Source organism: Streptomyces sp. bgisy100 (genome assembly GCF_057709105.1).
Genome location: NZ_JBYITE010000030.1, coordinates 68524 through 90016 on the forward strand (window position 1 = coordinate 68524; position 21493 = coordinate 90016).

Here is a 21493-nt window from a genome sequence, read left to right on the forward strand (position 1 = left end):
TCAGTGCACCGTTGACCAGGCATCCCCGGCAGGCACCATTTGCCGCTCCCACCATGGTTGCGCACGGTTGAGCGCCTTCTCATCCTTGCGGAGGAGAGCGCACGGCCGGCGCGCACGCCCCCACCAGCCGCCGCCCATACATGACGGGTCGTCAGTCTTGCTTGTTCCAGGGCGGGGAGCTACCGTCCGCGAGCGCCCGGCACGGCGCCGACGACGGAGGGTGGACCGATGGCCGAGGTCAGTGCGGAATCACATGTCGAGGCAACGGCGGAAGAGGTCTGGGCCCGGCTGACGGACTTCGCCGCGTACGGCCGCTGGAACGCGACGCACACCGCGTTCCCGGCAGGTCCCCCGACGACGCTGGAACCGGGCACCGGCTACGCGGAACAGATGAAGCTCATGGGGTTCCCCGCCGATGTGACCTGGACCGTGGCGGCCTGCGAGGCCCCCCGGCTGCTGCACACCACGGGCAAGGGGCCGATGGGCGTCGACCTCGCCATGCGCTACCTGCTCACCCCGGACGGGACCGGGACCCGTATGCGCATCGAAGGGACGTTCACCGGGGCGGCGGTGTCCCTGATGGCGGGCCGGCTCCGGGAGTCGGCGACCGCGGCCCTCACCGAGTCGCTGCGCAGGCTCGGCGGACTGGCCACCTCCCCCTGAGACCCCCTTCCCGGCCGTCCGGGCTCACCGACGGCCTCCGGCCGCTGCCCAACGGGGGCAGGCAACCGGAGGCCGCCCACGTCGCGTGCGACCCGACTGCCCGGCGCCGCTCCGGTCATGCAGAACGCCTGAGTCCGCACGCGTCCGCGCGACCCGATTCGGACTGCGACCCGAGCCGGGCGATCCGGACCGGCGGCCACGGCCGCCCGCGCCGGCGTTCCCGAGCGACGCCGGCTCTCCGGCCGCCGTCCCGGGAACGCCGACCACCAACGGCACGGATGCCGGTCAGTCCTCTTCGGCGAGGATCAGATACAGCTCCTTGCGTGCCTTGTTGACCACGGCGATGGCCTTCTCCCGCTGTTCGGGCGTACCGGTGGCCCAGACCTGCCGGAAGGCCTCGACGAGCCCGCCCCCCGCCTTCCGGATCTCGTTCATCGACTCCCGGTCGACGCCGCGCCCGGCCTCCTCCCAGGGGGCCTCCGGCGCGGAGTCGGCCTCGGCGCGGCCGGTCTCCGTGAGCTCGAACAGCTTCTTGCCGCCGTCGGTGGCGCTGCTGATCAGGCCCTCGTCCTCGAGGAGCTGCAGCGTGGGGTAGACCGAGCCGGGGCTCGGCTTCCACGCGCCGCCGCTCCGCTCGGCGATCTCCTGGATCATCTCGTAGCCGTGCATCGGCCGGTCCTTGAGCAGCGTCAGGATCGACGCGCGCACATCGCCGCGCCGGGCCCTGCCGCGCGGTCCGCCGCGCCCGCGCCCGCCGAAGGGCGGCCCCCCGAAGGGCGGGCCGAACGGCCCGAAGGCCTCGCGCCGCGCCTCGTAGTCCCCCTGACCCCGACGGCCTCGATGGCCGGGTCCGCAGTGTCCGTGTCCATGGGAACGCATGATGTCACTCCTTCCATCGTTGATCTGTCGCGATGCTTCAACGATATATCGGGACTGTTCTTTCGACAAGCCCCCCGACTGATGCACCCGCCCTGTCGCACGCGAATCGGCCCCCGCCTCGGGTGATCCGGTCCGATTCGCTCGCCGCCTCGGACGATCCGGCCCGCTGATGCCGCTCATGCCGGCGTGAGACCTCGGCCCGCACGCCGCGGAACCCCGGGATTTCGGTGAACGGCACGCGCCAACACGGTGGACCGATGTCAGCGATCAAGAAGTTCCAAGTCACCTTCGACTGCGCGGAACCCGAGCGCCTCGCCCGCTTCTGGTGCGAGGTGTTGGGGTACGTCGTACCGCCGCCGGAGGGGTTCGCCACGTGGGACGACTTCAAGGACTCGCAGCCACCTGAGCAGCGGGACTCCTGGTTCGCCTGCATTGATCCCTCAGGTGTGGGCCCGCGGCTGTACTTCCAGCGCGCCCCCGAGGGGAAGGCCGCCAAGAACCGGGTGCATCTTGATGTGCGGGTCGGCACCGGACTCGTGGGTGAAGAGCGCCTCGCCGCAGTCAGTCACCGCATCGCCCGCAAGCCAGACCCTGTGCGACGGGGCAGGACAGCACTCCGCCCCGCGCCGCTGGACCTCGGCGACGCCGGCGAACCCGGACGAGCACCGGCCCCCGCCGGAGGCGTCGAGTGGCACAGATGAGACGCGATGGCACCGGGTGGCACCGGGTAGCACCACCTGACACCACACGGCGCCACCCGACACCATCCCGCACCCCAACGTGCGCCTGAGCGCGCACGACATCACCACGACTTGGAGCGCCCTTTCCGCGTTTCCGCAGCTCAGGGCGCCCACCCTGAACCCGCCCCCACGTGGCCGCCACCCGGGCTTGCACATGGCGCCACAGTGATGCCATAGTGGCGTCATGGACCTCACCCCGTATGTCGACACCCTCCGCCGTGAACTCGCGGTGGCCGCCGAGGCCGGCGGCGAGGAAGCCCGCGAGCTGGCCGAGCGGCTCACCGCTCCCCTGGAGTCGGCGACCCGGCTGACCATGCTCAACGTGCTTTCCGCGGCGATGGACGAGATCACCCGCGAACTCGCCCCCGGCTCGGTCGACGTACGACTGCGCGGCCTCGACCCCGACTTCGTGGTGACACCGCCGCCCGCCGACGGCGGCGCCCCCGCGGAGCCCGCCGCGCCCGTCGAAGCACTCAGGACGCCGGCCCCGGCCGACGGCGACGAGGGCGGCACCGCCCGCGTCAATCTGCGCCTGCCGGCCCACCTCAAGGCGCGCGCCGAGGAGGCCGCGAACCGCGAGGGCCTGTCGGTCAACGCGTGGCTGGTGCGCGCCGTGTCGGCCGCGGTCGACGGCGGCACCCGGGCGCGTACGACGGAGAAGAGCCGGACCCTCGGACAGAGCTTCACGGGCTGGGTGCGCTAGCCGCACCCCCGCCCGCACCGCGTCACCGACACCACTTCACCCACACCATGTCCCACCAGCAGGGACACCCCACAGACTCACGAGGACGGGACAGCCATGCCTTCTTTCGACACTCCCGCAGCCATCTCGGTAACTGCCCACGTGGACGCCGGTTCCATTCAGTTCACCGCGGGCGACCGCCCCGACACCGTCGTCGAGGTGCGGCCCCGCGAGCCGAAGAAGGACCTGGACGTGCGGACGGCCGGCCAGACCGAGGTGACGTACGCGAACGGCGTACTGACCGTCAGGACGCCCAAGCCCCATCCGTTCGGCCTCGGCCGCACCGGCACCGTCGACGTGACGGTCGAACTGCCCACCGGCTCGCGCATCGACACGACCGGCGCCTGGACCCAGGTGCTCGGCGAGGGCCGGCTCGGAGAGGTCCGCGTGAAGACCTCGTCCGGCGACGTCCGCCTCGACACGACCGGTCCGCTGCGGCTGACCGCCTCCCACGGCTCGATCACCGTGGACCGGGTCGAGGGCGCGGCCGAGATCACCACCAGCTCCGGCAGCCTGCGCGTCGGCCTCGTCGACGGCCCCGCCGTCCTGAAGAACTCGCACGGCACCACGACCGTCGGCGCCGCCACGGGCGAGCTGCGGGTGAGCGGCGCCAACGGCGACATCGACATCCGGCGCGCCGAGGACTCGGTCACCGCCACCACCGCCCACGGCGCCCTGCGCGTCGGCGAAGTGGCCCGCGGCACCGTCCAGCTGGAGACCTCCTACGGCGCCATCGAGGTCGGCGTCCGCGAGGGCACGGCCGCCTGGCTCGACGTCACCTCGGGCTCCGGCCAGGTGCGCAACACGCTCACCACGTCCGAGGCCCCGGAGCAGGCCGAGGACACCGTCAAGGTCCGCGCCCGCACCCGGTACGGCAACATCGACATCCTCCGCGCCAAGGCCTGAGCGCACAGCTCCTCGACCGGCTCCGCCCCACCCACTTCAGCCTTCGAAACGGAGGACTCCATGGCTTCACCTGTCATGCCCACGTCCGGAATACCCACGTCCGGAATGCCCACGTCCGGAATGCCCACAGCCGGTCCGCCCACGTCCGGCCGGTCCGACGGTCACGCGTCGCAGGCCGCCGTCTCCACCGTCGGCCTGCGCAAGTCCTACGGCGACAAGACCGTCCTCGACGCCATCGATCTGACCATCCCGGCCGGCTCGGTCTTCGCGCTGCTCGGGCCGAACGGTGCCGGCAAGACCACCACCGTGCAGATCCTGTCCACGCTGATCGCCGCCGACGGCGGGCAGGCCCGGGTCGCGGGCCACGATGTCGCCACGTCGCCGGACGGGGTACGCGCCGCGATCGGTGTGACCGGCCAGTTCTCCGCTGTCGACGGGCTGATCACCGGGGAGGAGAACATGCTCCTCATGGCGGATCTGCACCACCTGTCCAAGCGTGAGGGCCGGCGTATGGCCGCGGAGTTACTGGAGCGCTTCGATCTGACGGAGGCCGCGAAGAAGCCCGCCTCCACCTACTCCGGCGGAATGAAGCGGCGTCTGGACATCGCCATGACCCTGGTCGGTGACCCGCGCATCATCTTCCTGGACGAGCCGACCACCGGTCTCGATCCGCGCTCCCGCCACAACATGTGGCAGATCATCCGCGAGCTGGTCTCCGGTGGCGTCACCGTCTTCCTCACCACCCAGTACCTGGAGGAGGCCGACGAACTCGCCGACCGCATCGCGGTCCTGAACGACGGAAGGATCGCCGCCCAGGGCACCGCGGACGAGCTCAAGCGGCTCGTCCCCGGCGGCCACATCCGGCTCCGCTTCACCGACCCGGCCGACTACCGGTCCGCCGCCTCCGCGCTGCGCGAGGCCTCCGGGGAGGACGAGGCACTGTCGCTGCGGATCCCCAGCGACGGCAGTCAGCGGGAGCTGCGTTCGATCCTGGACCGGCTGGACTCGGCCGGTATCGAGGCGGACGAGCTGACCGTGCACACCCCCGACCTCGACGACGTGTTCTTCGCCCTGACCGGCGACACCACCGTGTCCCACCAGCCCGAGGAGGCTGTCCGATGAGCGCCCTCTCCCTCGCCGTGCGGGATTCGTCCACGATGCTGCGCCGCAACCTGCTGCACGCGCGCCGCTACCCGTCCCTGACCCTGAACCTGCTGCTCACCCCGATCATCCTGCTGCTGCTCTTCGTCTACATCTTCGGCGACGCGATGAGCGCAGGCATCGGCGGCGGGGGCGCCGACCGCTCCGACTACATCGCCTATCTCGTGCCGGGCATCCTGCTGATGACCATCGGCGGCACCGTGGTCGGCGCCGCGGTGTCGGTCTCCACCGACATGTCCGAGGGCATCATCGCCCGCTTCCGCACCATGGCGATCCACCGCGGCTCGGTGCTCGTCGGACACGTCGTGGGCAGCGTGCTGCAGTCGGTGGCCAGCGTGGCCCTCGTCGGCGCCGTCGCCGTGGCCATCGGCTTCCGCTCCCACGACGCCACAGCCCTGGAGTGGCTGGCCGCCTTCGGACTGCTCGTCCTGGTCGCCCTGGCGCTCACCTGGATCGCGGTCGGGATGGGCATGGCCAGCCCGAACGCCGAAGCCGCGAGCAACAACGCCATGCCGCTGATCGTCCTCCCCTTCGTCTCCAGCGCCTTCGTCCCCGTCGACGCGATGCCCGGCTGGTTCCGGCCGATCGCCGAGTACCAGCCGTTCACCCCCGCCATCGAAACCCTGCGCGGCCTGCTGCTCGGCACCGAGATCGGCGCCAACGGATGGCTCGCCGTCGCCTGGTGCCTCGGCCTGACCGCACTCGGATACCTCTGGTCGACCACGGCCTTCAACCGCGACCCGAAGTAGCAGGCACGAGGGCCGGGGGCCGTCTCCCGCAACTCCTCCCGCCGCAGGGCGGCGTACTCCGGCACCGCGTCGGAGTACGCCGCCCCGTCGGCGTCCACGGCCGCCCGCCGCGCCGGACCGCCGACTTGGCCGGCCGGAACTCCCGCAGCCCTCACCGGCGATTCCGGGGCCGGAGCGGAGCTTCCGCCCCGGATGCCGGTCAGGGCAGTGCGGCGCGGGACACCGGCAGGGAACAGGGAAACGGGTTCAGGGCCGGCGGGGTCCGCGCGGCGGGCGAGGATTTCCCGCCGGCCCGGGAGTCAATACGGGGACAGGCAGAATCCGCACCCGAAAGGCAGCACCATGAGCAGACTGATCGTCACCGCGTTCCTCACCCTGGACGGCGTCATGCAGGCCCCCGGCGGCCCGGAGGAGGACGTCGACGGCGGGTTCGAGCACGGCGGCTGGCAGGTCCCCTATGTCGACGATGACTTCATGGACCTCATGACGGGGGTTTTCGAGGACACTGCCGACCATCTCCTGCTCGGCCGGAAGACCTACGACATCTTCGCCGCCTACTGGCCCCGCGTCACCGACGAGGACAACTCGATCGGCGTGAAGCTCAACAGCATGCCCAAGTACGTGGCCTCACGGACCCGGACCAGCCTGGAGTGGCACAACTCCCACCTGCTGCAAGGCGATGCCGCGGAGTCCGTCGCACAGCTCAAGCAGCGGCTGGACGGCGTGATCATGACGCAGGGCAGCAGCGACCTCATCCGCACCCTGCAGCAGCACGACCTCGTCGACGAGTACCGGCTGCTCGTCAACCCCGTGATCCTCGGCACCGGCAAACGGCTCTTCGCCGAGGGCGCCGCCCCGTCCGCCTGGACGCTCAGGGAGTCCCGCACCAGCAGCGTGGGCGTGCAGTACTGCGCCTACGAGCGAGCGGGAAAGCCCGAGTACGGGACCTTCGCGCTGGACGAGCAGGGCTGAGATCCGGGGCAGCAGGGCCGTCGAACGGGACCGGGCACCGACCGGACCGAAGCCCCCGGCGTACTCGCCCGGCCCGGAGCCGTCCCCACCGAGGCCCCCGCCCCCACCCCGTGCGGGCGTCCGGGACACGACCGCTTCCGTGACGCCGACCTCGGCCTTCCAGGCGCTCCGCCGGTGGCGCGCCCGGGAGGGGAAGCGAGCGCCCGGACTACGGCCTCTCCCCTGAAGCCCCTGAAGCCTGTGAAGCCTGTGAACCCTGTCGTCCGCGCCGGTGCGCAGCCACCCGCTCGCGGGTGGCACACCGCCGCGAACAGTAGCGGCGCGCCGGGCCGCTCCCCTCCGTGACGAAGACGCGGTGACAGCCGGCCGAGGCACAGACACCACCGGGCGCACGCTGCCGGTCCCAGACGAGCACCGTCAGAGCCAGGCAGGACGAGGCGAGGAACCACTCGCCCCAGGGCGCGTCGTCATCGCTGTCCAGGTGCGGGTGCCAGGGGCCCGCACCGCCGTGCGCGGTGAGGCGCAACGGGCCTCGACTGTGCGCCAGCAGCCGGTTCAGCACAGCGGCGGCGCCATCGATCCCGTCCGCCACGAAGACGTCCCGCAGCATGACGGCCGCGGTGCGCAGCTCCGCGACATCGCCCGCCGACAGTTCCAGGGATCCGGTCTCCCCGTACTCCCGGAGCACCCCGGCCACCTCGGCGGCCACGTCCTCTGCCGTCCCACCGGCCGTCGGCTCCTCGGTGGTCAGGGCATTGACCAGCGCCGCGGTGCGCCGGGCGTTCATCCGTACCGAATGCCGGGCGGACCAGTCGTCGTTGCGGGAGAGCATCGAGCGATTGTAACGCATATGGTCATGTTCTGCGTTACCTCCGTACGGTGCCCGCCATGAAGACGCGTCACCCGTTCCGCTCCTTCCTCGTCGGCGCCACCCTGGCCCGCCTCGGCGACGACATGTCCGGACCGGCCCTGTTGCTCGCCGGGCTCGCGGCAACCGGGTCGGCCTCCTCGGCGGCAGGCCTGCTCGCCGGGCTGACCGCCTCGGCGGCGGTCGGCGGCCCCGTCCTCGGCGCCCTGCTCGACCGGGCCGGGAGACCGGGGCACCTGCTGGCCTGGGCACTCGTCCTCCATGCAGGCGCCCTGGCCGCGATCCTGACGGGCCTCGGCCGCCTCCCCCTCTTCGCACTGGCGCTGATGGCGGTGCTCGCCGGGCTGCTGGGGCCGGCCCTCTCGGGCGGCTGGACCGCCCAGCTGCCCCGCGTCCTCCCGGCGGCCCGACTGCCGCGCGGGACCGCGCTCGACGCGATGACCTACGACGCCGCGAGCCTGATCGGCCCGGCCGGCGCCGGAGCGCTGGCCGGCGTGGCCGGTGCCTCGTCCGGTGTCCTGGTGGCCGCGGTACTGATCTGTGCTGCGTTCCCCTGTGCCTGGATGCTGCCGACGGGAGGCGAGCCCACGGCGCCCCGGAATCCGTACCGCCCGGCGCCGCGGCAGCTCCTGGGCGACGTGGGCGCCGGCTTCCGGGCCCTGGTCCGGACCCGGTCCCTGGCCCGCGCCACGGTGACCTCGGTGATCTGCTGCGCCGGCAGCGGCATGCTGATCACCTGCGCGCCGCTGCTGGGCACCCGGTCGCTGGGCAGCGCCGGCCTCGGTACGGCCCTGCTCTCCGTCGTCGCCGCGGCGGCGCTCACGGCCAACGCGCTGTTGGCCCGCAGCCCCTCGATGCTGTCGCCGGACGCCGTTCTCTGCTGGAGCGCGCTCCCCCTCGCCGTCGGCTGTCTCCTCGCGGCAACCGGTGTGCCCGCTCTCCTCATCACGGCGATGGCAGTCGCGGGCCTCGCCGAAGGTCCGCAGCTGACCGCCCTCTTCGCCATCCGCCACCGGGAAGCCCCGGAACCGCTGCGCGGCCGGATCTTCACCACGGGGGCCAGCCTCAAGATCACCGGATTCGCCCTCGGCGCGGGTGTCGCCGGGCCGCTCGCCGAGCGGTCGCTCCCCGGCACCCTGGTCGCCGCCGCCGGCTGCCACCTGGCAGCGGCCCTGGCCTTCGCCTGGATCACCACCGCCCGGCGGCGACACTCGGCGGGATCGCACCGGTCCAGGGACACGGGATTGGCCGTGTCGCCCGGTGACCGCCCCGCCCTACGCTCACGATCATGAGAATTCGGATCGTCGACGCCTTCACCGACCGCCCCTTCACCGGCAACCCGGCCGCCGTCCTCCTCCTGGACGGCGACGCGTTCCCCGACGACGCCTGGCTGATGCGCGTCGCGGCCGAGGTCAACCTTTCGGAAACGGCCTTCGCTCATCCGCTGCCGGAGGGCGGCGACGCCGACTGGGCACTGCGCTGGTGCACCCCCACCACCGAGGTCGACCTGTGCGGTCACGCCACCCTGGCCACCGCGCACGTCCTGCGGACCACCGGGGCCGCGACGGGCACCATCCGGTTCACCACCCGGGGCGGTCTCCTCACCGCGACCGCCGACGACGACGGCTCGATCACCCTGGACTTCCCCACCGCACCACTGACCGCGGTCGAGGTGCCGGACACCGTCACCGCGGCGCTCGGCGCGGACGTCGTGTCCGCCCACGACACCGGGCCGGTGGTCGGCGATCTCCTGGTCGAACTGGCCGACGAGGGGGCCGTCCGCTCCCTCGCCCCGGACCTCGCGGCCGTCGCCCGGCTGAACCACCGCGGGATCATCGTCACGGCCCGCGCGGACGACCCGTCCCGCGGCCACGACGTGGTCTCCCGCTTCTTCGCCCCCGGCTCGGGGATCGACGAGGACCCGGTGACCGGCAGCGCCCACACCGCCCTCGCACCGTTCTGGGCGCCCCGGATCGGCCGTACCGACATCACCGGCCTGCAGGCCTCGGCCCGCACCGGCATCGTCCGCACCGAACTCCGCGCCGACCGTACGCTGCTGACCGGCAACGCCGTCACGGTGATCGACGGCGAACTCCTCGCCACCGGCTGACCGCGCCACGGCGGCTCTTCCGTCGCCGGTCCGGCCGGGCATCCGGCCGGGGCGGCGGCAGGGCACCGACCGGGGTCATCCGGTGGGCAACCAGCTCACCTCGCCCGCCAGCAGCGCGTATCCGACGAACGCCACGATGTCGATGAGCGCATGGGCGGCCACCAGCGGCCCCACCCGTCCCCACCGGCGGTACAGCAGCACGAAGACCGCGCCCATCACCATGTTGCCGACCAGTCCGCCGATGCCCTGGTACAGGTGATAGCTGCCGCGCAGCGCGGAGCTCGCCACCAGGGCGGCCATCGGGGTCCATCCCAGCTGCCCCAGCCTGCGCAGCAGATAGCCGACCACGACCACCTCTTCCAGCAGCGCGTTCTGCACCGCGGAGGCGATCAGGACCGGCAGCTTCCACCAGACGTCGGGCAGCGATTCCGGTACGACGGTGAGGTTGAAACCGGCGGCGCGCACCCCGAGGTAGAACAGCAGCCCGGTGCCGCCGATCGCCGCCGCGACCCCGGCGCCCGCCCCGAGGTCGAAGCCGGGCCGGCGCCGGTCGAGTCCGATGGCCCGCAGCCCTCCGGCGCCCTCCCGCAGCAGCAGATGGGCCACCAGGGCGACGGGCACCAGCGCGGTCGCGATGTCGAACAGCTGCCAGGCGAGGTCGAGCCAGGGACGTCCCGGGGCGGCGGAGGCATTGAGGTTGGCGGCCTGGTCCTTCAGCCCGCCCTCCTTGGTGACCGAGCCGAGGAAGCTGATGAGCGACGACAGGGCGCTGGCGCCCACCGACAGCGCGAGCACCAGCAGCGTCTCGCTGCGCAGCATCCGCGGCGACAGGCGCTCCCCGGACGGCGATTCGGCCACCCGGCCCGGCTCCGACTGCACACATGCCTCCCGTTCGACGTCCCGTCCCAGGCCCGTCCCCGGACCGTTCCCGCGGCGCGGGCGGTCCGCCCGGCAACGGGCCACGGACCCGCCTCCACCACCCTGGGACGTCTTAGCTTGCCCGACGGCTCCCCCGCGCCGGGCACGGGGGCGGTTCCGGGCACGCCGCCGCGCCCGCACCGCCACCACGAGGGCACCGCCGAACGCCGCGACCCGCCTCTCCGGGGAGAGACGGGTCGCGACGGTGGGGGCGGTGCGGCGGTACGAATGGGGTTCCGGGCACGGCCGGCGGACCGTGGCGGAACGATTCAGCCCGGGAAGCCCAGGGGCCAGGTGTGGACCGGGTCGCCGCCGCGCATCAACGCGCCGTACCGGCGCGTGGTCGCGGCCAGCGCCGCCTCCCGGTCGAGGCCACCCTCCAGAGCACGGTGGAAGGTCTCCGCCTGCCACGAGGCGCCGTTCACCCCCCGTCGGCAGCGCTCCTCGATGACGCCCAGGTAGAAGTCCCGGTCCGCCGGTTCGACGCCCCAGGAGTCCAGCCCGGCCGCGGCCATCGGCAGCAGTTCCTCCCGGACGAGCCGTACGGCCGGCTGCTCGGCGACCGTGCCCGACCGGCCGGGCCGGGGCCAGCGCAGCCGGGCCTCGATGCCGTGGCGGCAAGCCGCGTCGAAGTTGGCCGAGGCCTCCTCGAACGACAGCCGGGACCAGACGGGGCGCGGCTCCTCGGCGAGGGCGCGGACGAGGCCGTAGTAGAAGGCGGTGTTGGCGATGACATCGGTGACGGTCGGGCCGGCCGGCAGCACCCGGTTCTCCACCCGGAGGTGCGGGGCCCCGTCGGCGACCTCGTAGACGGGCCGGTTCCAGCGGTAGACGGTCCCGTTGTGCAGCACGAGCTCCTGCAGCTTGGGAATGCCGCCCTCGTCGAGCACCCGCAGCGGGTCGTCCTCGCCGCAGATCGGCAGGAGCGAGGGGAAGTAGCGCACGTTCTCCTCGAAGAGATCCTGCACGGAGTCGATCCAGCGCTCGCCGAACCAGGTGCGGGGGCGGACCCCCTGCGCCCGGAGCTCCGGCGGGCGGGTGTCCGTGGCCTGCTGGAAGAGCGGCGGCCGGGACTCCCGCCAGAGCTCATGGCCGAAGAGGAACGGGGAGTTGGCGCCCATGGCGATCTGCACCGCGGCCACCGCCTGCGCGGCGTTCCAGACGGCGGCGAACCGGTTGGGGGTCACCTGGAGATGAAGCTGCACCGAGGTGCAGGCCGCCTCGGGGGCGATGGACCGGCTGCTGTACCGCAGCCGCTCCACCCCTTCGATGTCGAGGTCGATCTCCTCGCCGCGGGCGGCGAGAATCTGATCGTTGAGCAACATGTAACGGTCGACCTCGGAGAGGTTCCCGGACACCAGATCGTCCGGCCCCAGGGTGGGCAGGATGCCGATCATCACGATCTCCGCGGAGACTTCCCGGGCCTTGCGGTCGGCATACCCGAGCCCGGTCCGCAGCTCTTCCGCGAGCTGGTCCAGAACCCGCCCGGACAGCCGGTGCGGCACGATGTTCACTTCCAGGTTGAACTGACCCAGCTCGGTCTGGAAATCCCCGCTGGAGATCCGTTCCAGGACTTCCGCATTCATCATGCGCGGCATCCCGTCGGCCCCGGCGAGATTCAGCTCGATCTCCAGGCCCATCAAATTCTTCGGGCGGTCGAACCGCCTCTCCTCCAGCAGCCTGTCCAGCGCTTGGAGGCACCGCTGCAGCTTGCGGCGGTAGTGCTGCCGATCGGACAGGTCGAACCCGCCTGCCTCGACCTTCTCCCCCATCGAAGGGTCCCTCCTCGAGTGGGTCGCCGACGGCGCCGGCCGCCGGTGTCACGGTCGATGATGCCCAGGCAATGTGATCGATAACGCCCGGCGGACACCGCATGCCCAGTAAGCTCCTCCGTACACACCATGCGGCACATTCCATGGGCATAACGTGGTGTCCCGGTCCGGATGCATTGCGCACGTGGGAAACGCCGACGGAAATCGGCCTACCGTTCCCGGGACATAACGCAAGGCCGCGGGCCGGGCCATGCGGACAGAATGGGAACAACCCACTCGCAGTAAAGACCGAATACGGACTTGCCCGCAATGCCCGGGTCGGCTAGGCGAAACACTGCGTGAACACCTGTCGTATAAACTTCGCGAACGAGGCAGAGAGTGTGCGCCGCCGGACAAACGGATTCCCGGCCCCCTCTGACCCCGCTGCTGACACCGCCGTCCGCACAGCCCCGCTCCACGTGTCTCCGAAGTGAGAGGCGACCCACCATGCCGCTGCATGTCCCCCCGGCACCCCAGCCCGCCCTGCGCAGCGCGCTCACGGCCCTCGGTTCCCCCACCGCGGTCCGCGACCCGCGCACCCCGGCCCTGCGGACCGTCACCGGCCCGCTGACCCCCGATCTTCCGCTGCCCGTCCACGTCCTGGACCGCGTCACCTCACGGGGCGGCACTCCGCGCACCCGGCTCGCCGGGTGGCGCTTCCTGATCCGCAGCGGCGACCGCGCCGTGGCGGCGGCCGAGACCATGCTCACCCCGGACGGCTGGGCGTTCTCCCACTTCTTCGAGGGCCCGTACGTGGCCTCCACGGAACTGGCACTGCGGCAGGCGGAGGCGCTGACCGCGCCGTACCAGCCGCGCCTGCTCTCCGTGCCGGAGCTCTACATGCTCACGCTGTGGCTGCACGGGGACGCCGGCGCGGACGCCGCCAAGGGCCGTCCCGCGCCGAGTGATCTTCTGGTGCCGCTCGCGCCGGCCCCTCCGGGCATCGCGGCACATCGCGCACACCGGGTCGCCGATCTGCTGCCGGTGCTCACCCTCCGGGTCGCTCCGACCCCGTTGATGGGCATGGGTACGCCGGCCTGACCTCTCCGGGACGCACGGCATGTGTGCGCCCCGCGGCCCGGGGGCCGCGGGGCGCTCCCCTGCCCGGGGCCGGGCCATGGCCCACTCCGGCCATTCCTCAACCACCCGAAGTGACGGTCCCGTTGCGGTGAACCGTCCGCACGAGTGACGCGTCATCAAGCAGTGACGACAGCTCCCGGGAAATCCCTGCGGAATTCCACGCGTGGGGCAACACTGGGACCGACCGATCCGATACGGGGGACGGCACCATGAACTCTGCTCCGAGCCGCAGGACACCCGCCCCATCTCAGCGAAAGATCCCGACCATGTGCCAGCACCAGCCTCCCTGCCCGACCGCCGACTCCGCCGACCGGGAGGCCGCCCATCCCGTGGCGTACCACCCGGAGCAGGGCTGGAGCCTGCTGTGCAATGGCGTCCTGCTCTTCGAGGACACGGGCGAGCTGCTGCCGGACGGCCGGATCATCGGCCCCCGCCGGCCTCTCGGCACGGGGCGAGTCGCGACGGCCGCCTGACCCCCACCGGTCCCGGCACACCACCGGCACCGCTCCACCCGCACCACTCCGGCGGCACCGCTCCGGCGGCACCGCTCCAGCGACACCAAGGGGCCGGCCCGGCGCTCACCGCCGAACCGGCCCCGAAGCACAGTCCCGTCGAGGCACGGCCCCTGCTCAGGGCCGCCGTCCCCGGGGGGGGTCAGCGCCTCACTGGTCGTACTCGTCCAGCGGCGGGCACGAGCAGACCAGGTTCCGGTCGCCGAAGGCGCCGTCGATCCGCCGCACCGGCGGCCAGTACTTGTCCGCCGCGGAGACACCCTCCGGGAAGACCGCCGTCTCCCGGCTGTACGGGCGCTCCCACTCGCCGCCCAGCGTGGACGCCGGGTGCGGCGCGTTGCGCAGCGGGTTGTCGTCCGCCGGCCACTCGCCGGAGCCCACCCGCTCGATCTCCGCTCGAATCGCGATCATCGCCTCGCAGAAGCGGTCCAGCTCGACGAGGTCCTCGCTCTCCGTGGGCTCGATCATCAGCGTGCCGGCCACCGGGAACGACATGGTCGGGGCGTGGAAGCCGTAGTCGATGAGCCGCTTGGCGACATCGTCGACGGTGACCCCGGTCGCCTTGGTCAGCGGGCGCAGGTCCACGATGCACTCGTGGGCGACCAGGCCGTGCGGACCGGTGTAGAGCACCGGGTAGTGCGGCTCCAGCCGCTTGGCGATGTAGTTGGCACCGAGTACGGCCACCTGGGTGGCCCGCCGCAGCCCCTCGGCGCCCATCAGCCGGACGTACGCCCAGGAGATCGGCAGGATTCCGGCGGAGCCCCACGGCGCGGCGGAGATCGGGCCGACCCCGGTCTCCGGCCCGGCGGCCGGCTGGAGCGGGTGGTTCGGCAGGTACGGCGCCAGATGCGCGCGCACGCCGACCGGGCCGACGCCCGGACCGCCGCCGCCGTGCGGGATGCAGAACGTCTTGTGCAGGTTCAGGTGCGAGACGTCAGAGCCGAACCGGCCCGGCTTGGCGAGGCCCACCAGCGCGTTGAGGTTGGCGCCGTCCACGTAGACCTGGCCGCCCGCGTCGTGCACGGCCGCGCAGATGTCGGTGATGTGCTCCTCGAACACGCCGTGCGTCGACGGGTAGGTCACCATCAGCACCGCGAGCTCGTCGCCGTGCTTCTCGATCTTGGCGTGCAGGTCCTCGACGTCGACGTCGCCGTCCTCGCGGGTCTTGACGACCACGACCTTCATCCCGGCCATCACGGCGCTGGCGGCATTGGTGCCGTGCGCCGAGGAGGGGATCAGGCAGACGGTGCGCTGATCGTCGCCGTTGGCCCGGTGGTACGCCCGGACGGCCAGCAGACCGGCCAGCTCGCCCTGGGAGCCCGCGTTGGGCTGAAGGGAGACCTTGTCGTAGCCGGTGACCTCGGCGAGCCGCTCCTCGAGCTCACGGATGAGGGTCAGATAGCCCCCGGCCTGCTCGAGGGGCGCGAACGGGTGCAGCGCCCCGAACTGCGGCCAGGTGACCGGCTCCATCTCCGTGGTCGCGTTGAGCTTCATGGTGCAGGAGCCGAGCGGGATCATCCCGCGGTCCAGCGCGTAGTCCCGGTCGGAGAGGCGGCGCAGGTAGCGCAGCATCGCGGTCTCGGAGCGGTGCTGGTGGAACACCGGGTGGGTGAGGTACTCGCCCCGGCGGAGCAGGGCCTCGGGGAGCGTGTCCTCCGCCGTGGCGTCCAGGGCCTCGACGTCCGCCTCGACGCCGAAGGCGCCCCAGACGGCCGCCACCTGGTCACGGAGGGTGGTCTCGTCGCAGGCGATGCCGACGAGGTCGGCGTCGACCTGCCGCAGGTTGACCCCGGCCTTGCGGGCGGCGGCCACGACCTCGGCGGCGCGGCCCGGCACCCGGGCGGTCACGGTGTCGAAGTACGCGCCGTGCACGATCTCCACGCCCCCGGCCCGCAGGCCCGCCGCGAGCAGCGTGGCGTAGCGGTGGGTGCGGCGGGCGATGCCCGCGAGCCCGTCCGGACCGTGATAGACGGCGTACAGCCCCGCCATGACGGCGAGCAGGACCTGCGCGGTGCAGATGTTGCTCGTCGCCTTCTCCCGGCGGATGTGCTGCTCACGGGTCTGCAGCGCCAGCCGGTACGCCTTGGTGCCGTCGGCGTCCACGGAGACACCGACCAGTCGGCCGGGGAGGCTGCGGGCGAACGTGTCGCGCACCGCCATGAAGCCGGCGTGCGGGCCGCCGAAGCCCATGGGGACGCCGAACCGCTGGCTGTTGCCCACCGCGATGTCCGCGCCCAGCTCGCCGGGCGAGGTGAGCAGGGTGAGGGCGAGGAGGTCGGCGGCGACCGTGACGATCGCGCCCAGCTCATGGGCCCGCTCGATGACCGGGCGCAGGTCGCGCACCTGCCCGGAGGCACCCGGGTACTGCAGCAGCACACCGAAGACACCGCGCTCGGCGACGTCCGCCGGGATGCCCTCGGAGAGGTCGGCGACGACGACCTCGACACCGGTCGGCTCGGCGCGGGTCTCGATGACGGCGATGGTCTGCGGCAGACAGTCGGCGTCGATCAGGAAGACGCCGTTCTTCACCTTGCCGACCCGGCGGGACAGCGCCATGGCCTCGGCGGCGGCCGTGCCCTCGTCGAGCAGCGAGGCGCCCGAGGTGGGGAGCCCGGTCAGGTCCGCGACGACGGTCTGGAAGTTCAGCAGCGCCTCGAGGCGGCCCTGCGAGATCTCCGGCTGGTAGGGCGTGTACGCCGTGTACCAGGCGGGGTTCTCCATCACGTTGCGGAGGATCACCGGCGGGGTGAAGGTGCCGTGGTAGCCGAGACCGATCATCGGCGCCAGCACCTCGTTGCGCTCGGCGAGGCCGCGCAGCTCGGCGAGGACCTCCGCCTCGGTGCGGGCGTCCGGCAGGGCCAGCTCCCCGGCGTTCTTGATCACGTCGGGGACGGCGGCGGCGGTGAGCTCGTCCAGGGAGCCGTAGCCCACCTGGGCGAGCATCTTCGCCTGCGCCCCGCTGTCGGGTCCGATGTGGCGCTGCTCGAAGGGAGTGCCACGTTCCAGCTGGGAGAGTGGGATGCGATCGGCGGTCATCTGCGGAGGCCTCCTGGTCGACGCGACCTGCGAGGGGCACCACGGCACGGGTGCCCGGACGGCCTCCCCCTCTGTCATCTCGACCTGAGAGCTTCACCGGTCCGCCGGGGCGGTCCGGTTTTCACCGTCGGTGAGGAGGGGTTCCGGCGCAATACACGGCCGATGCCCGCCCTGCTTTCCAGAGTGACCTCGTCCGTGCGGTACGTGTGCCTGAGAGATTCCGGGGAGGATTTGCTCCTTCGGCGCCTCCTATTGCTGCTGGAGGACTCTCCCGCACGGGGTCTGCAGCCATTTGCCAGCGTACCAGTGGCTCTCCGGGCCGGTCGCTCGAGTGGCCGAGGGGCGGAATGTGCCCTTTCGTAGTTCTCGTAGAGGATCTGCGAACAGCGGGAGGGACCGTGCAGACCGATATCGATCCGCGGAGCCTGATCGGCCGCAAGGCATTCGACCTCGACGGAGCGAAAATCGGCACCGTGGACGAGGTGTATCTGGACGACGCGACCGGCCTCCCGGAATGGGCCGCGGTGCGCACCGGCCTGTTCGGGCGCGACGCCTTCGTCCCGCTGGAGCCCAGCGAGATCGTCGACGACACCCTGCGCGTCCCCTACCACCGCGCGCTGATCAAGCGCGCACCCGACTTCGGCGTGGGCCGCCATCTCTCGCCGGAGCAGGAGCTGCAGCTCTACCACCACTACGGGCTCGACGCCACGTCCCCGGAGGACGGGCCTGACCCCGACGACCAGGACTTCGGGCGGCTGGCGGGCAACGACGACTGACCGCCCGCACCGGTCGCCTCCGGCCGGCCCTCCGGGGCAGCGGCCTCCCCCGGGCCGCCGGGTGTCAGCGGCAGGGGCTCGGACGGCTCCAGGTCCGGGTCGTCGACGGGGAAGGTCCGCACCCGGCCCGGCGCCGACCAGGGCTGCTCGAACCGCACGGTGACCCGGCCCACTCCGCTGCCCTGCACCCAGCCTGGCCCCAGCTCCGCATGGCGCACATCGTGCCCCGGCACCCAGCGGCGCGCCGGCTCCACCGCGATCTCCCCCGCTTCGGGCGCCACCGGAGCGGGCCCCGTCGGCGGCTCCTCGGCCCGCTCCCCGTCCGCGGCGGCCGCGGCCGCCTCCAGCGCCGCGGCGGCCTCTGCCGTGGCGGCCTGGGCGAACAGGTCCTCCTGCGTGAAGTCGGCCAGCCCCGTGACCCCGACGCCCAGCAGCCGCACGCCCCCGGTGGTGTCCACGAGCTCCAGGAGCCGCGCGGCGGCCTCCCGGATGACCGTGGGGTCGTCGGTGGGGCCGCGCTGGGTCTCGGACCGGGTCAGCGTGGAGAAGTCGTACCGCCGCACCTTGAGCACGACCGTGCGGCCGGACCGCCCGGCCGCGCGCAGGCGCTGCACACAGCGCTCCGCCAGGCGCACCACCTCGGCCCTGACCTGCGCCCGGTCGTGGAGATCGACGTCGAAGGTGTCCTCGACGGACACCGACTTGGCGTCCCGCTCCGCGATCACGGGGCGGTCGTCCCGCCCGCTCGCCATCGTGTGGAGCGAGCTGCCGTGCGCCCGCCCCAGCAGCCGCACCATCTCCTCCTCACCGGCTTCCACGATCTCCCCGACCGTGTGGATGCCGGCCCGGCGCAGGTGCTCGGCGGTGGCCGGGCCGACGCCGGGCAGGGTGCGCACCGTCAGCGGTGCCAGCAGCTCGCGTTCGGTGCCGGGGGGTATCAGCGTCAGCCCGTCCGGCTTGGCCTGCTCGGAGGCGATCTTGGCCAGCATCTTGGATCCCGCCAGACCCACCGAGCCACTGAGCCCGGTGGCGGCCCTGATGTCGGCCCGCAGCCGCTCGCCCACGGCCCGCGCCGAGGCCTCGGAGTCCGCCGCCCCCTCCGCCTCCAGGTCCACGAAGGCCTCGTCCAGGCTCAAGGGCTCCACCAGGGGCGAGAGGCCGTGCAGCAGCTCCATGACGGCATCGCTGACCTGGCGGTACAGCGAGAAGCGCGGTGTCAGATAGGCCGCGTTCGGGCAGAGCCGCCGGGCCTGGGCCGTCGCCATGGCCGAGTGCACCCCGAAGACCCGCGCCTCGTACGACGCGGTGGCGACCACACCCCGCGGCCCGAGCCCGCCGACGACCACCGGCTTCCCGCGCAGGCTCGGCTTCGCCGCCTGTTCCACCGCGGCGTAGAAGGCATCCATGTCGAGATGGAGGATGGTCGGTGCGCCTCTCACACCCCTGATGCTGCCGTACGGCACTGACAACGGCCCACGGGCGGGCGGCGCGGCGCGTCCGCGGGATCAGCCGGCGCGGTTCCGGCGGCGGGCCAGCTCGTCTGCGGGGTTGTGCCCGATCAGGGTCTCGCCGGTGTCGATCCGCTCTCCGTGGAGCTGGGACAGGGCGCTCTCCACGTCCCGCCACACCACCCCCACGGCGATGCCGAAGATGCCCTGGCCGCCCTGGAGCAGGTCCACGACCTCGTCCGGGGACGAGCATTCGTAGACCGTCGCGCCATCGCTCATCAGCGTCATCTGCGCGAGATCGGACCGCTCGCGGGCCCGCAGGTGCTGGACGGCGGCGCGGATGTTCTGCAGCGAGACGCCGGTGTCCAGGAAGCGCTTCACAATCTTCAGGACGACGACGTCCCGGAAGCTGTACAGCCGCTGGGTGCCGGAGCCGTACGCGGGCCGCACGCTCGGCTCGACCAGCCCGGTGCGCGCCCAGTAGTCCAGCTGGCGGTAGGTGATACCGGCCGCCGCGCAGGCGGTCGGGCCGCGATAACCGACCTCGTCGGACGGCTCACTCGACACGGCGGCTGCCGCGGCGGTGTGCCCGGTGGCGGGGTCGACCGCACTTCCGTGGAGCGGAAAAGGGCCGCCCGCCGCTGTACCGTCGCCGGTGCTTCTCACGCCGACCTCCGTCCTTGACCTGCCTTCTCGACGGTAGGCAGTGACCCCGGGTGCGTCAACGATCGCCACACTCGGCACGCCGAGTGATAATCACCCTGAGAGTGGTTTTCCGTGCCCTCTTCGGGGAAAGGCTGACCGGATGGCCCGGAAGCGCCGGCGTGCGGCTGCTACTGGCTGCTGGATCCGAAGTCCTCGGGCGAGATCTGATCGAGGAATTCGCGGAACTTCTCCACCTCGTCCTCCTGCTCGTCCGGGATCGCGATCCCCGCGTCGTCCAGCACACCGTCGCTGCCGTAGATCGGCGTTCCGGTGCGCAGCGCCAGCGCTATGGCGTCGGAGGGCCTGGCACTCACCTCGACACCGCTGGCGAAGACCAGTTCGGCGTAGAAGACACCTTCCCGCAGGTCCGTGATCCGGACCTCGGTCAGCTGCTGGCCGACCGCCTCGAGCACGTCCTTGAACAGGTCGTGCGTCAGCGGCCTGGCCGGGGCCATGCCCTGCTGGGCAAAGGCAATGGCGGTGGCCTCCCCGGGGCCGATCCAGATGGGGAGGTACCGATCGCCTCCCACTTCACGCAGGAGCACGATCGGTTGGTTGGAGGGCATTTCCACCCGGACACCCACGACGTCGAGCTCGTTCACACAGTAACCCTAGGACCTGCCCGGCCGGTTTGGGTAGTCGGGCAGGGCTTCATCAGTGCAGACGGGTCCGCAGCGCGGCCTGGACGAGCGCCGCGTGGAGCCGCACCGACAGGGTCGCCAGCTCCCGCGCGGTCTGCTCGGCGTGGTTCCTCGTCTGCGGATTGCGGTGCCGCCGCAGCGGTGCCACCACCTGTTCGACCAGGTCCGCCTCCCGGTCGGCGGCGGCCTTCATGACCCGCAGATGCCGCGGTTCCAGCCCGAAGCGGCCCAGGTCGGCGACGAGCTTGGCGACCTGGACCGCCTCGATGTCGTACGCGCCGTCCTCGGCGGGCCCGATCAGGCCGTAGGACTCCCACTCGGCGAGCCGCCCCTCGTCCACCTCGGCGGCCGCCAGGAGCTCCGCACGGCCGATCCGGGCCGCGGTGGCGACCGTCTCCGCCTCGGAGTCCTCCAGCGCCCCGTCGAGCAGCTCACGGGGCCGGGAGGGGGCCGGGAGCTCGACGCGCTCGCCCCTGGCCAGCGCGTCGAGCTGCTCCCGGATGACCTTCAGCGGCAGGTAGAGATCCCGCTGCATGCGCAGGACGTACCCGAGCCGCTCCACGTCCTCCGGGGTGAATTTGCGGTACCCGGAGGGCGTGCGGCGCGGCTCGACGAGCCCCTCCGACTCCAAGAAACGGATCTTGGAGATGGTGATCTCGGGGAACTCCTCGCGCAGCCGGTTCAGCACCGCGCCGATGCTCATGAGCCTGCCTGCCGCGGTGGGGGGGGGGGGGGGGGGGGGGGGATGGAGAGGGAGGGGAGGGGGGGGGAGCGTA

General features: G+C 72.3%; 21 protein-coding genes and 1 riboswitch. Of the genes, 12 read left to right on the forward strand and 9 right to left on the reverse strand.

Annotated features, from left to right (window positions below; all coding sequences use genetic code 11):
* Positions 1-228: 228 nt before the first annotated feature.
* Positions 229-663, forward strand: coding sequence for a type II toxin-antitoxin system Rv0910 family toxin (locus AC3EQ1_RS20385; protein WP_432095770.1), 435 nt, complete (start codon positions 229-231; stop codon positions 661-663).
* Positions 664-948: 285 nt separating this feature from the next.
* Here AC3EQ1_RS20385 and AC3EQ1_RS20390 read toward each other — a convergent pair whose 3' ends face one another.
* Positions 949-1542 carry a PadR family transcriptional regulator gene (locus AC3EQ1_RS20390; RefSeq protein ID WP_432095771.1) on the reverse strand — a complete coding sequence of 198 codons (594 nt, stop codon included), beginning with the start codon at positions 1540-1542 and terminating at the stop codon, positions 949-951.
* Between the two features lie 257 nt (positions 1543-1799).
* Here AC3EQ1_RS20390 and AC3EQ1_RS20395 point away from each other — a divergent pair, with 257 nt between their 5' ends.
* The 6 genes from AC3EQ1_RS20395 (at position 1800) to AC3EQ1_RS20420 (ending at position 6812) form a co-directional block, all read left to right on the forward strand.
* Positions 1800-2243: a VOC family protein gene (locus AC3EQ1_RS20395; protein ID WP_432095772.1), complete on the forward strand. Its 444-nt coding sequence runs from the start codon at positions 1800-1802 to the stop codon at positions 2241-2243.
* Between the two features lie 223 nt (positions 2244-2466).
* Positions 2467-2985, forward strand: coding sequence for a hypothetical protein (locus AC3EQ1_RS20400; protein ID WP_432095773.1), 519 nt, complete (start codon positions 2467-2469; stop codon positions 2983-2985).
* A gap of 96 nt (positions 2986-3081) precedes the next feature.
* A complete protein-coding gene (locus AC3EQ1_RS20405; protein ID WP_432095774.1) occupies positions 3082-3930 on the forward strand; it encodes a DUF4097 family beta strand repeat-containing protein in 849 nt (282 codons plus the stop codon).
* Positions 3931-4050: 120 nt separating this feature from the next.
* A complete protein-coding gene (locus AC3EQ1_RS20410) occupies positions 4051-5052 on the forward strand; it encodes an ATP-binding cassette domain-containing protein (protein WP_432095792.1) in 1002 nt (333 codons plus the stop codon).
* On the forward strand, positions 5049-5840 hold the full coding sequence (locus tag AC3EQ1_RS20415; protein ID WP_432095775.1) for an ABC transporter permease: 792 nt from the start codon (positions 5049-5051) through the stop codon (positions 5838-5840). Before AC3EQ1_RS20410 ends, AC3EQ1_RS20415 begins: the two co-directional genes overlap by 4 nt.
* A 342-nt stretch (positions 5841-6182) precedes the next feature.
* Positions 6183-6812 (forward strand): dihydrofolate reductase family protein, encoded by a 630-nt coding sequence (locus AC3EQ1_RS20420; RefSeq protein WP_432095776.1) that lies wholly within the window; start codon positions 6183-6185, stop codon positions 6810-6812.
* 208 nt (positions 6813-7020) lie between these two features.
* Here the strand turns inward: AC3EQ1_RS20420 and AC3EQ1_RS20425 are convergent, their stop codons facing one another.
* Positions 7021-7644, reverse strand: coding sequence for a CGNR zinc finger domain-containing protein (locus AC3EQ1_RS20425; RefSeq protein ID WP_432095777.1), 624 nt, complete (start codon positions 7642-7644; stop codon positions 7021-7023).
* A 56-nt stretch (positions 7645-7700) separates the two neighbouring features.
* On the opposite strand from AC3EQ1_RS20425, the gene AC3EQ1_RS20430 reads away from it, so the two are divergent.
* Both AC3EQ1_RS20430 and AC3EQ1_RS20435 read left to right on the forward strand, forming a co-directional pair.
* On the forward strand, positions 7701-8972 hold the full coding sequence (locus AC3EQ1_RS20430; protein ID WP_432095778.1) for an MFS transporter: 1272 nt from the start codon (positions 7701-7703) through the stop codon (positions 8970-8972).
* Complete coding sequence (locus AC3EQ1_RS20435) at positions 8969-9790, forward strand: PhzF family phenazine biosynthesis protein (protein ID WP_432095779.1); 822 nt, start codon at positions 8969-8971, stop codon at positions 9788-9790. Before AC3EQ1_RS20430 ends, AC3EQ1_RS20435 begins: the two co-directional genes overlap by 4 nt.
* Positions 9791-9865: 75 nt before the next feature.
* Here AC3EQ1_RS20435 and AC3EQ1_RS20440 read toward each other — a convergent pair whose 3' ends face one another.
* Both AC3EQ1_RS20440 and AC3EQ1_RS20445 read right to left on the reverse strand, forming a co-directional pair.
* Complete coding sequence (locus AC3EQ1_RS20440; RefSeq protein ID WP_432095793.1) at positions 9866-10609, reverse strand: CPBP family intramembrane glutamic endopeptidase; 744 nt, start codon at positions 10607-10609, stop codon at positions 9866-9868.
* Positions 10610-10977: 368 nt separating this feature from the next.
* Positions 10978-12480: a glutamate-cysteine ligase family protein gene (locus tag AC3EQ1_RS20445; protein ID WP_432095780.1), complete on the reverse strand. Its 1503-nt coding sequence runs from the start codon at positions 12478-12480 to the stop codon at positions 10978-10980.
* A gap of 486 nt (positions 12481-12966) precedes the next feature.
* Here AC3EQ1_RS20445 and AC3EQ1_RS20450 point away from each other — a divergent pair, with 486 nt between their 5' ends.
* On the forward strand, positions 12967-13560 hold the full coding sequence (locus tag AC3EQ1_RS20450) for a hypothetical protein (protein ID WP_432095781.1): 594 nt from the start codon (positions 12967-12969) through the stop codon (positions 13558-13560).
* 305 nt (positions 13561-13865) lie between these two features.
* Positions 13866-14072 (forward strand): DUF5999 family protein, encoded by a 207-nt coding sequence (locus AC3EQ1_RS20455; RefSeq protein WP_432095782.1) that lies wholly within the window; start codon positions 13866-13868, stop codon positions 14070-14072.
* Positions 14073-14261: 189 nt separating this feature from the next.
* Here AC3EQ1_RS20455 and gcvP read toward each other — a convergent pair whose 3' ends face one another.
* The gene (gcvP, locus tag AC3EQ1_RS20460; RefSeq protein WP_432095783.1) at positions 14262-17147 is read right to left on the reverse strand and encodes an aminomethyl-transferring glycine dehydrogenase; all 2886 of its coding nucleotides are present in this window, start codon (positions 17145-17147) and stop codon (positions 14262-14264) included.
* A gap of 188 nt (positions 17148-17335) precedes the next feature.
* Positions 17336-17431, reverse strand: a riboswitch (glycine riboswitch).
* Between the two features lie 114 nt (positions 17432-17545).
* On the opposite strand from gcvP, the gene AC3EQ1_RS20465 reads away from it, so the two are divergent.
* On the forward strand, positions 17546-17923 hold the full coding sequence (locus tag AC3EQ1_RS20465; RefSeq protein WP_432095784.1) for a PRC-barrel domain-containing protein: 378 nt from the start codon (positions 17546-17548) through the stop codon (positions 17921-17923).
* Here the strand turns inward: AC3EQ1_RS20465 and AC3EQ1_RS20470 are convergent.
* The 4 genes from AC3EQ1_RS20470 to ftsR all read right to left on the reverse strand — a co-directional run bounded on the left by AC3EQ1_RS20470 (position 17839) and on the right by ftsR (position 21420).
* Positions 17839-19362 (reverse strand): DNA polymerase IV, encoded by a 1524-nt coding sequence (locus AC3EQ1_RS20470; protein ID WP_432095785.1) that lies wholly within the window; start codon positions 19360-19362, stop codon positions 17839-17841. The genes AC3EQ1_RS20465 and AC3EQ1_RS20470 overlap by 85 nt on opposite strands.
* A 66-nt stretch (positions 19363-19428) precedes the next feature.
* Complete coding sequence (locus AC3EQ1_RS20475) at positions 19429-20037, reverse strand: MerR family transcriptional regulator (protein ID WP_432095786.1); 609 nt, start codon at positions 20035-20037, stop codon at positions 19429-19431.
* A 167-nt stretch (positions 20038-20204) separates the two neighbouring features.
* Positions 20205-20678 (reverse strand): bifunctional nuclease family protein, encoded by a 474-nt coding sequence (locus AC3EQ1_RS20480; protein WP_030364453.1) that lies wholly within the window; start codon positions 20676-20678, stop codon positions 20205-20207.
* A gap of 52 nt (positions 20679-20730) precedes the next feature.
* Complete coding sequence (gene ftsR / locus AC3EQ1_RS20485) at positions 20731-21420, reverse strand: transcriptional regulator FtsR (RefSeq protein ID WP_432095787.1); 690 nt, start codon at positions 21418-21420, stop codon at positions 20731-20733.
* Positions 21421-21493: the final 73 nt, after the last annotated feature.

Bases quoted from the DNA above. Each gene is read 5' to 3' on its own strand.
- AC3EQ1_RS20385 (WP_432095770.1), top strand. From the start codon at position 229: ATGGCCGAGGTCAGTGCGGAATCACATGTCGAGGCAACGGCGGAAGAG.
- AC3EQ1_RS20390 (WP_432095771.1), bottom strand. From the start codon at position 1,542: ATGCGTTCCCATGGACACGGACACTGCGGACCCGGCCATCGAGGCCGT.
- AC3EQ1_RS20395 (WP_432095772.1), top strand. From the start codon at position 1,800: ATGTCAGCGATCAAGAAGTTCCAAGTCACCTTCGACTGCGCGGAACCC.
- AC3EQ1_RS20400 (WP_432095773.1), top strand. From the start codon at position 2,467: ATGGACCTCACCCCGTATGTCGACACCCTCCGCCGTGAACTCGCGGTG.
- AC3EQ1_RS20405 (WP_432095774.1), top strand. From the start codon at position 3,082: ATGCCTTCTTTCGACACTCCCGCAGCCATCTCGGTAACTGCCCACGTG.
- AC3EQ1_RS20410 (WP_432095792.1), top strand. From the start codon at position 4,051: ATGCCCACAGCCGGTCCGCCCACGTCCGGCCGGTCCGACGGTCACGCG.
- AC3EQ1_RS20415 (WP_432095775.1), top strand. From the start codon at position 5,049: ATGAGCGCCCTCTCCCTCGCCGTGCGGGATTCGTCCACGATGCTGCGC.
- AC3EQ1_RS20420 (WP_432095776.1), top strand. From the start codon at position 6,183: ATGAGCAGACTGATCGTCACCGCGTTCCTCACCCTGGACGGCGTCATG.
- AC3EQ1_RS20425 (WP_432095777.1), bottom strand. From the start codon at position 7,644: ATGCTCTCCCGCAACGACGACTGGTCCGCCCGGCATTCGGTACGGATG.
- AC3EQ1_RS20430 (WP_432095778.1), top strand. From the start codon at position 7,701: ATGAAGACGCGTCACCCGTTCCGCTCCTTCCTCGTCGGCGCCACCCTG.
- AC3EQ1_RS20435 (WP_432095779.1), top strand. From the start codon at position 8,969: ATGAGAATTCGGATCGTCGACGCCTTCACCGACCGCCCCTTCACCGGC.
- AC3EQ1_RS20440 (WP_432095793.1), bottom strand. From the start codon at position 10,609: ATGCTGCGCAGCGAGACGCTGCTGGTGCTCGCGCTGTCGGTGGGCGCC.
- AC3EQ1_RS20445 (WP_432095780.1), bottom strand. From the start codon at position 12,480: ATGGGGGAGAAGGTCGAGGCAGGCGGGTTCGACCTGTCCGATCGGCAG.
- AC3EQ1_RS20450 (WP_432095781.1), top strand. From the start codon at position 12,967: ATGCCGCTGCATGTCCCCCCGGCACCCCAGCCCGCCCTGCGCAGCGCG.
- AC3EQ1_RS20455 (WP_432095782.1), top strand. From the start codon at position 13,866: ATGTGCCAGCACCAGCCTCCCTGCCCGACCGCCGACTCCGCCGACCGG.
- gcvP (WP_432095783.1), bottom strand. From the start codon at position 17,147: ATGACCGCCGATCGCATCCCACTCTCCCAGCTGGAACGTGGCACTCCC.
- ftsR (WP_432095787.1), bottom strand. From the start codon at position 21,420: ATGAGCATCGGCGCGGTGCTGAACCGGCTGCGCGAGGAGTTCCCCGAG.